The sequence below is a fragment of the Bacillus hominis genome, from assembly GCF_018332515.1.
Taxonomy (GTDB): Bacteria; Bacillota; Bacilli; order Bacillales; family Bacillaceae_G; genus Bacillus_A; species Bacillus_A hominis.
On sequence record NZ_BOQD01000267.1, the window covers coordinates 1 to 8,285 of the forward strand.

At 36.2% G+C, this 8,285-nt stretch carries 8 protein-coding genes and 1 pseudogene; 3 read left to right on the forward strand and 6 right to left on the reverse strand.

Annotation, left to right across the window (positions count from 1 at the left end):
* Positions 1-136 (forward strand): annotated as a pseudogene (locus KI356_RS21705) (SAM-dependent methyltransferase); the annotation flags it as partial.
* Positions 137-169: 33 nt separating this feature from the next.
* On the opposite strand, the gene KI356_RS21710 reads toward KI356_RS21705, so the two are convergent.
* Both KI356_RS21710 and KI356_RS21715 read right to left on the reverse strand, forming a co-directional pair.
* Positions 170-580: a DUF3908 family protein gene (locus KI356_RS21710; protein ID WP_212936417.1), complete on the reverse strand. Its 411-nt coding sequence runs from the start codon at positions 578-580 to the stop codon at positions 170-172.
* Between the two features lie 159 nt (positions 581-739).
* Positions 740-2,074: an FAD-dependent oxidoreductase gene (locus KI356_RS21715; RefSeq protein ID WP_212936418.1), complete on the reverse strand. Its 1,335-nt coding sequence runs from the start codon at positions 2,072-2,074 to the stop codon at positions 740-742.
* Between the two features lie 199 nt (positions 2,075-2,273).
* Between KI356_RS21715 and KI356_RS21720 the strand changes: the two genes are divergently transcribed.
* A complete protein-coding gene (locus tag KI356_RS21720) occupies positions 2,274-2,696 on the forward strand; it encodes a hypothetical protein (protein ID WP_212936419.1) in 423 nt (140 codons plus the stop codon).
* A gap of 45 nt (positions 2,697-2,741) precedes the next feature.
* On the opposite strand, the gene KI356_RS21725 is transcribed toward KI356_RS21720, so the two are convergent.
* Together KI356_RS21725 and KI356_RS21730 are read right to left on the reverse strand one after the other, a co-directional pair.
* Positions 2,742-3,977 (reverse strand): TcaA 3rd/4th domain-containing protein, encoded by a 1,236-nt coding sequence (locus KI356_RS21725; protein WP_212936420.1) that lies wholly within the window; start codon positions 3,975-3,977, stop codon positions 2,742-2,744.
* 19 nt (positions 3,978-3,996) lie between these two features.
* Positions 3,997-4,782, reverse strand: coding sequence for a zinc ribbon domain-containing protein (locus KI356_RS21730; RefSeq protein ID WP_128282193.1), 786 nt, complete (start codon positions 4,780-4,782; stop codon positions 3,997-3,999).
* 195 nt (positions 4,783-4,977) lie between these two features.
* On the opposite strand from KI356_RS21730, the gene KI356_RS21735 reads away from it, so the two are divergent.
* Positions 4,978-5,811 (forward strand): hypothetical protein, encoded by an 834-nt coding sequence (locus tag KI356_RS21735; RefSeq protein WP_212936421.1) that lies wholly within the window; start codon positions 4,978-4,980, stop codon positions 5,809-5,811.
* Positions 5,812-5,829: 18 nt separating this feature from the next.
* Here KI356_RS21735 and KI356_RS21740 read toward each other — a convergent pair whose 3' ends face one another.
* Both KI356_RS21740 and KI356_RS21745 read right to left on the reverse strand, forming a co-directional pair.
* The gene (locus KI356_RS21740) at positions 5,830-6,513 is read right to left on the reverse strand and encodes a DUF2278 family protein (RefSeq protein ID WP_212936422.1); all 684 of its coding nucleotides are present in this window, start codon (positions 6,511-6,513) and stop codon (positions 5,830-5,832) included.
* A gap of 90 nt (positions 6,514-6,603) precedes the next feature.
* Positions 6,604-8,103, reverse strand: coding sequence for an L-lactate permease (locus KI356_RS21745; protein ID WP_212936423.1), 1,500 nt, complete (start codon positions 8,101-8,103; stop codon positions 6,604-6,606).
* Positions 8,104-8,285 lie beyond the last annotated feature (182 nt).

Sequence of the window (8,285 nt, forward strand, 5' to 3'; positions counted from 1 at the left end):
AACTTTCAAAATTCAATATCATATGAATAAATTTAAGAAGAACGAAGAATTAGTAAACCTTTTTTATAAGACGGGATTTACAAGCGTGCAATGTTACGAAGAAAGAGGGTGCCTTTGCGTAATAGGAAATAAGTAAAAAAAGCAGACCCTTCAGGGCCTGCTGTTTTTACTAGATTAATTTAAAAATACTCTTAATTTGTCTTGCAAATAACCAGTTTTTCGTACCATAGTTATCATTCAAACTATCTAAATTGATAGATTTCCCGTTAGCAAACTTTAATTCTAACGTTGTATTTTTATCATTTGTTTTTAAGTTACTATTTGTAATATCATCATACTTTAATTTCCCAATCTCAATATACTCTTCCTTCTCTTCTCCGATAACGACGTGATCTTGGAAGAAGAACAATACTTCTACTTTCTTACCGAAACAAAATACATTTTTCGCATAAATTAATGTCGCATTATCAAGTCCGACACATACTTCTTTCATCTCTTCCACAACGTTTCCTAAGTCTTCTTCATTTCTTGCATTTGATTCAGCAATCCATTCTTCGATTGTATTCATGTTAATTGCCATACTGTGCCCCCTGGTTCGTTCATTGCCTTGTTAAAAAACAAATACTATATGAAAATATAAGCGATAAGCACTATGTTTTCAAGGGTGAACGGTATATTCGAAATAAAATGAAACTTTATTTATTCCCCTTTAACGAAAAAAATAGCACTAAAAAAAGTGCTATTCCGCTCGCCTTGCCGCTTGTTGAATTGGATCCCAAACGCTGTTATATGGTGGTGCGTAACTTAAGTCGACATCTTCTAAATCGTGAATACTCATTTTATTGAAAAGTGCCATTGCGATAACATCAATACGTTTATCTACGCCCTCTTCTCCAATTACTTGACCGCCTAACAATTGTTTCGTATCGGCGTGATATAGTAATTTCAAGTGAAGTGGCGAAGCGCGCGGGTAATAGCCCGCCATATTTGTTGAGTCTACTTTGACCGTCTTATACGGGATGTTTAGCCCTTTCGCTTCTTTTTCATTTAAGCCTGTTCTTGCGAGCGTCAGATTCATAAATTTAATAATACCTGTACCTAACGTACCTTTAAATGCTCTTCGTTTATCAACCATATTGAGTCCGGCAAGTCGCCCTTGTTTATTCGCAGTCGTTCCGAGCGGGATATGGTCATGAATTTCCTTTATAACATGGTAATGTGTTGCACAATCACCAGCAGCGTATACGTCTTGTACATTCGTTTGCATATAAGCATTTACTTCAATTGCACCTTTATGAGTTTTACGTATATTTGTCCCCTCAAGAAAATCAGTATTTGGCTGTACACCGACAGATACTAGAACGAGATCTGTTTTATACGTACCTTTATCTGTTTCAATTTGTTCCACTCTCTCTTTTCCTTTAAACGCTTTTACATTTTCATTTGTTAAAATTTCAATATTATGTTTATCTGCTTCTTTATGTATATATTCCGCCATATCGGCATCATAAATTGTGCCAATATGATCGTTTCGCTCAATCATTCTTACTTTCTTTCCTAGTTCTACAAATGTTTCTGCCATCTCTAGACCAATTGCACCACCGCCAATAATCGTTACGTGCTCAACACTATTTGTTTGTAACGTGCCTACTATACGCTCAGCATCCGGAATTGTTTTTAAAAGATGAACACCTTGTAAATCTTTACCTTCCCAATCCGGCATAACAGGGCGTACACCAGTCGCAATTAATAAACGGTCATATGAAAATTCAAATACATCTTTCGTCTTCGTATGTACTGCATATACAATTTTCTTTTCCGTATCTACTTTCGTTACTTCATGACGCACTTTCGCATCAATCCCATATTTATCACGAAACGTCTTTACATCGCGTGCAATTAACTTTTCAGTAGAGGCGATAACACCACTAATCACATACGGTAATCCGCACTGAGCGTATGAATAGATTTCACCTTTTTCTAGCGTTACAACATTTGCAGTTTCATCGTTTCTAACAATTTGCATTGCTGCACTCATACCAGCGGCATCCCCGCCAATAATGACATAGTTCACTTTACCACTCCTTCTTTTTTACATACTCTTTACGATTTCCATATTTTATAAAAATAACACCTACTTCCATTGTAAAGAAAGAGAATTTCATCTACAAATTTGGTGCACAAGACTATGCGTTACTAGGTAATCGTCGTGTCTTATAAACAAGATATTTAATATGCTATAACAGTAACTATTGAAAGTAGGTGAAACATACATGTGCGCCGGCCTTCTCGTCCAGCTTCCAGAGGAACCGATAGAACCGAGACCCGCCCTCCCGCTTGAACAAGAGTTTACCGTTAGTGTAACTTTATACAGTGCACGTGCTTGGTTATCTGATAATGACACTTTCTCACAAACTATTTGGAAAGCCTCTCGCTTCGCTTCAGCATCACACGCTCGCAAATCCATCTTCCCAGTTGGTACTGTTAAAATTGTGAACTTTTCTGAGGATACAATAACGGTTACTATATCATCAGAATCAGATGATGCACTCAAAATAGTCGTTCCCCCTCGTTCTGAAGCTGCTTTAACGTCTAGTTCTTTATCTGATGTGCAAGCAAGTACATCAGGAGGAGCAAGTAAAGTCACATTCCTCTTTCACATCTTTTTCTCAAGGGATCCTGGTCCAGCTAAATAATCAATAGAAAAGGTACAGTTATGTACTGTACCTTTTTCACGCACTCTATTCTCTTGATTTGATCAGTTCAACATTATAAGCTTCAATATCCGTTAACGTTCCTGTAAAGTACGGATTTTCTCTGTACCAAGACTGCTTTGAAAAGTACGCTTGCATATCTTTCGTTTGAAAAATATGTCCGTGTCTTGCGTATATTTCGTTTCTAGCAATTTTCAACTGTTCTTTCGTTACATACCTTAAATCCGCACTCGTTAATTTTCGAATATCACTATCCGGAAAAATGAAACCATTATATACATATTGAGTCGTCACTGGCGGGGTGACATTGTAAACAACTGTTTTTTCTGTGCTTTTCTTTTGAAATGGAAGATTATACGTAGAAAGTGCCGTTACCGTTTCTACCTTTGTCGTTTCCCTTCCGTTTTCTCCATTTCGTTCTAAATAAATCGCTGCACTTCCATCAGTTGCTACCGGTCCCCACGTAATTTCTTCTCCGGTCAACGCTGTAACTGGCTTTTGATTCACATATAATGTTGCACCAGGCGCATTCGTTTGAATTGTAATATATTGCCCTTGTAGTGCTAAGTCTATCGTTACATTATTTTGACTTTGTTTCATAAGTACAACCTTTTCCTCACGTAATAGTTTTACATAGTCATTTTTATATTCGGATTGAAATACTTGAGTTCCTGGAAGAAACGGTCCATATTGCTTCTCAAACTTTTTATCATTTGACTTATCAATTTCTTTTCCGTTCAATTTTAAAGATGTACCTTTTTCATTTGTAAGCAGAGTCGTATAATACGTCTTCGCTTTCAATTTATACCGATCAAATAAAAAGAAATACTTCCCGTCTTTCGTTAAAGAAAAGTCTGCTCTTTCTATTCCATCCCCTTGTTTTTCACCTTGCCTCAAATATTCTTTCAATTCATTCACGTAAGATGGATTTTCTTTTATATATGAAAATAGAGGCGTTAAACCCTCTCTCGTTACAATAACCGATGGATCATCTGCCGTGATGACCTCAGCTAATTTCTCCCCGTCCCGCTCTTGTAAAATCGTAATCATTCGGTCTACTTGTGCCACCTGTGCATAATACGATGATCCGTACAAATACAATCCAACAATCGCTATAATAAGTATTACTAAAAGTGTAATACCAACTTTTGTACCTCCGCTCATGTTCTTCTTTACTACAGGACTTCCCCTCTTCGTCCCGCAGTTTTGACAAAATTGCACACCATCTTCAAACGGAATTCCGCACTTTGTACATACATTCATCCATTCAACCACCTTTTCCTTAGAAGCCCGTAAATCCTCCAGTAATAGTTTGAATTATCGTATTAATGTAAGACCAAAGTACAATCCACGTTGCGATTCCGATTAAAACATTTGCGATAAGAAGAGTGTAAACAGGATCTAATCCACCGCTATCTAGTTTTAATATAGCTACGATGATACTAATTGACATATACGTTGTAGCCACCCCTAATAATATTGGTAGAAAAAAGATCAATAGGAAACTAAACAGAAAAGAAAAAACTAATATAGCAATAGCTGGTGTCGCTATCGTTCCCCATATACCGAATACTTCAAGAAACGAAAAAGAAGATTTCATCATCTTACCACTTACAAAAATAATAAATCCGACAAATAACGTTAAAATTAATAAAAAGAAAAAGACTTTTACAGATTCTCCAAAGAAAGTAGGAGTAGTTATATCTGGTACTAATGTTCTCGTAACAGTTGCCGCTGCGCTCATCATTCTATAAAAAATACATGCTCCTAAAAAACAAATAAGAACAAGACTTACAATTCCATTTCGCACTTCAATATTGCCATTTTTCATAATCGCTGTCGGTGCTTTTAAAGCATCTGTAAAAAACTGAAAATAGCCACTCGCAAATCGTTTCGCTTGCTCTACCGTTTCATTCGGACGAGTTTCCTTTACCTGTGCTACGCGCGCTTGTTGCTCCCCTTCTTCCTGTGCACCACTTGCCACCACTTCTTCCGTTAACGAATGTCCACAATTCCCGCAAAACTTTGCTTCCGCTGCATTTTCTGTATTACATGCCGGACATTTCATTCTCTCATCCCTCCTTAAGCATATACCTGATAGGGTGTTACAAATTCAATATATGACTTTGTACATAAAACATGACTACAAGAAAAAGAATATGAAATCCTTCTTTTAAACGAAACTATGTATGCTAGTAATATAGAAAAATAATGTTATTATGAAACAGAACAAATAACATTTTTAATAGATTGGATGAAGACAGTGGAATTTGTAAACTCAATTTTTCAAACACTCCTTACAAGTGTGATCCAATTATTTTCTTTAATTGGAATCATCATTGTAATTGGATTTATATTAGGTTATTTAGAATCTCTCACACGAACGTATTGGTCGAGAGCTTTCGGAAGGAAAGGCTTTCTTTTGACTGCATGGATCGGTGTTCCTATTCATGAGCTTGGACATGCAATTATGTGTTTATTATTCCGCCATAAAATTGTAGCAACGCAGTTCTTCCCGACAGATACAAGTCAAGGAGCTTTAGGCTACGTCCAACATCAATACAATCAAAAAAGTATATACCAACGAATCGGGAATTTCTTTATCGGCATCGGCCCTATTATTTCTGGTATTACTGCCTTAATACTTTTAATGCGCTATTTCGTACCAGAGTCATATTCTTTATTTAATACGACTCTCGAAACAACGATTGCATCGACTTCTATTAACTTAGACATGATCCAAAACATGTTTTTATCAACATTCTTTTTATTAAAAAGCTTGTTTACAATGAGCAATTTATTGACCCCTTCTTTTTGGTTATTTTTATTTATCGCTATTTGTATTTCCGCACATATCGCTTTAAGTAAACCAGACATTAAAGGATCAATAGACGGCGTCATCGTCATGTTTATCGTATTATTTTTATTCAATATAATAGCAGGGCTTTTCCAATACGACAGTAATCTGCTAATCGGACAGGTTATGAAATATAATATGTATCTCATTGCATTTTCTAGTGTAGCACTGCTGTTCTCTTGTATTTCTACACTTGTTAGTTTTGGGTTTTATAAAATAAGAGGAGGGCGTTCGTTGTGAACGCCCTCTTCTTATTAGTTAGTTATTTTTCTTATAACTACAATTCTCAACCGGAACACGAGCATGCCCTTCTTCATCGGTACACCATGACTGTGACTGGAATGCAAGAAAGATACCGATCCATTCTTCTTCCTTTTCAAAGTGAATGAGTATTCCTCCGTCTTGCCATATGCCATCATCACCTTGCCATTTCTCTACATTTCCTTGATTCATATGAATATCGTGTATACCGTTTCCTGGTTTAAAATGAAAGTAAGAATCCGGTGTTTTTTCTTCTGGTCCCCATCTTTCACCAAACGCGTAAATAGTTGCTTTTTCTTCTATCGCTCGTTTTATATAACGTTCTATTTTTTCATTTAAATCATTATCAACTCCTGCTTTTTCAGCAGGTAAAGGAATCATCTGCTTCGAATCAAATAAATTACCTCTTACATAATCTAAAGCTACTTTCGGTTCGTTATTTTTCACTTCTGTAAAACCAAACGGTAACGTCGGTAAAATATGAATCGCCTCTGACCGAATATTGTCGCTCGTAAAATATAAAACTTCCGATGGATAGCTTTGCGACTTCACGTTAATTGCAATACGATAATCTACTCCTGCTTCACCTTGTAAATGAACTTGATAATGAGGTGTTCTCCCTTTCCCAATCTTTGATTGTATAACTGTACCTTTTAACACGCCGTAGTTTTTTAGGGGCATACCTTTCATCTCCTATTCATTTAGTAGAAGCTTTTCATATTTAAAACATTATCCAATCATAAAAAAAATCCTCCTATGTTAGGAGGATTTTTAATTTCTCAACACATACCAAACAATAACCTCTACCACTACAAGTAACACCGCACCAAAAATCATTAACGTCGTCTTCTTTAATAGTTCATTTTCACGATACGGAATATTACATAAGTAAGCACCTAGTGTAATCCTTGACGGGCAAGCGATTGTCGCTACTGATGATGCGGTGTTTTGGAGTGTTGTGACGTATTGCCACGGGAGTGCTACGTTTTGTGCTGTTTGCATTTGTAGTTTTATAAACATTGCATTTGACCCTGCGTTACTACCTGTTAAAAAGCCGCCAATACCACCGATGAATGGTGCAACGAAAACGAAAAAGGTACCAAATGTTTCACCAGCTGTCTTTGCGAGTAATGAATGCATACCAGATGCGCCCATTAGTTCTGAAATCGCAATGAACATTGTCGTTGTAATTGCGAATGGAATCCATTGTTTTATCGTTTGCGAGAGTGATTTTTTAATAATATTAGATGGAATGCGGAAGAAAATAATTGTAAATAAACAAGTCATGGCGAGCCAAAACCCTGGCGAATATAGTAGCTCTAGTTTGTAAGAATATGATTTTAAATCGAGAACTGCATATGACCTGAGCAGATCATGTAATGCTGGAACGAGGCGAGAAAGTAAAATACAAACTGTTAAAAAGATATAAGGGCTAATAATTTTTATAATGGTTACTTCTCTCTCCGTAGCCGCCGCATGTTCTGTTAAAAGGTTTTGCTCATCTTTTCCTTTTAATTTAATGATTAAAAAACCAAATGTAATGGTAACGATAGAACTTAATATTCCTGCTAGTTCAACACTTACGTATGCGTTAGAAAGATAGATTCCGAGAGAAAATAATAGAAAGAATCCTATCCCTTCCTTCCACTTTTCTATAACTGCCTGAAAGCCACCGACAACGTATAAAGAAAGAATGATAAAGTATGCGAAAATCGGGATGCTTAATAATGCTGTATTTGTACCAAGAGTTGTGAGCGGCATGTTAATAAGCTGAGAACCGATAATCGTGCCCGTTGCCATCGCGCCCCATGAACTTGCAAGTAAACCGATAAACGAAAGTAGTACAGCTTGAAACGGTTTGTAACCGAGAGAAAGAAAAATAGGTGCTGCGACCATAAAACCAATTCCGAACCCACTCACTGATTCAATAAGTGGACAAATACCAAAACACATAAGAAGCATTTGCAATAATCGATCGCGCGTGACTTGTTCTAGAAATCTCGCTACTTGATCGATGTATCCCATTTTATTCATGAGGTGAAATAAAAAAATACCGAAAAACAAAACGTATCCGACAATAAAACAAATTAACCAACCTTTAATCGTTGCGTGTACAGTTTCACTTATCCCTAACTGAAACGTTGGCGAGAGTAAAACGATTCCGACGGAAACGGCATAAGAAATTAGTGAAGACCTTAATGACGTTTGTTTAAATAAAAATAAACAAATGAAAATCATCATAATCGGGATAAGTGCCAACAATATGGCCATGCTATCATCTCTTTTCGTAAAAAATGCAATTTTAACTATTATATAACAGTTACCATTATTTTCAATTATTTTTAAAACAGATTAAAAAAAGAGCCAAACAGCTCTTTTTTTGGATCACACAAATTTTCTTTTATCCTGAAAAACCGTCTGCTGTCCGATTATTTTTTCTAACACTATAAACA

Bases quoted from the DNA above. Each gene is read 5' to 3' on its own strand.
- KI356_RS21710 (WP_212936417.1), bottom strand. From the start codon at position 580: ATGGCAATTAACATGAATACAATCGAAGAATGGATTGCTGAATCAAAT.
- KI356_RS21720 (WP_212936419.1), top strand. From the start codon at position 2,274: ATGTGCGCCGGCCTTCTCGTCCAGCTTCCAGAGGAACCGATAGAACCG.
- KI356_RS21725 (WP_212936420.1), bottom strand. From the start codon at position 3,977: ATGAATGTATGTACAAAGTGCGGAATTCCGTTTGAAGATGGTGTGCAA.
- KI356_RS21730 (WP_128282193.1), bottom strand. From the start codon at position 4,782: ATGAAATGTCCGGCATGTAATACAGAAAATGCAGCGGAAGCAAAGTTT.
- KI356_RS21740 (WP_212936422.1), bottom strand. From the start codon at position 6,513: ATGCCCCTAAAAAACTACGGCGTGTTAAAAGGTACAGTTATACAATCA.
- KI356_RS21745 (WP_212936423.1), bottom strand. From the start codon at position 8,103: ATGGCCATATTGTTGGCACTTATCCCGATTATGATGATTTTCATTTGT.